Source organism: Psychrobacter sp. TB20-MNA-CIBAN-0197 (assembly GCF_040309765.1).
Taxonomy (GTDB): Bacteria; Pseudomonadota; Gammaproteobacteria; order Pseudomonadales; family Moraxellaceae; genus Psychrobacter; species Psychrobacter submarinus.
This window is the reverse complement of the sequence record NZ_JBEOPC010000478.1, coordinates 1-277: the sequence shown is the minus strand read 5'-3', so window position 1 is coordinate 277 and position 277 is coordinate 1. Positions and strand designations below refer to the sequence as shown.

At 58.8% G+C, this 277-nt stretch carries 1 protein-coding gene; it reads left to right on the top strand.

All coding sequences use genetic code 11. The annotated features are described in order from the left end of the window. Positions 1 to 277: FAD-dependent oxidoreductase (locus AAEY83_RS14580; protein WP_351059986.1), on the top strand; the 277-nt coding region annotated here is incomplete at both ends.

Genomic DNA, 277 nt, shown 5'->3' with positions numbered 1-277 from the left:
ACGTAGTAGTGATCGGTGCCGGCCCTGGTGGCTATGTAGCGGCCATCAAGGCTGCTCAGTTGGGCCTGACCACTGCCTGCATCGAGAAGTACACCGACGCAGAGGGCAAGCAAGCCCTGGGCGGTACCTGCCTGAACGTGGGTTGCATTCCTTCCAAGGCGCTGCTCGACAGCTCGTGGAAATACAAGGAAGCCAAAGAGAGCTTCAACGTTCACGGTATCTCGACCGGCGAAGTCAAAATGGACGTCGCTGCGATGGTTGGCCGCAAGGCTGGCAT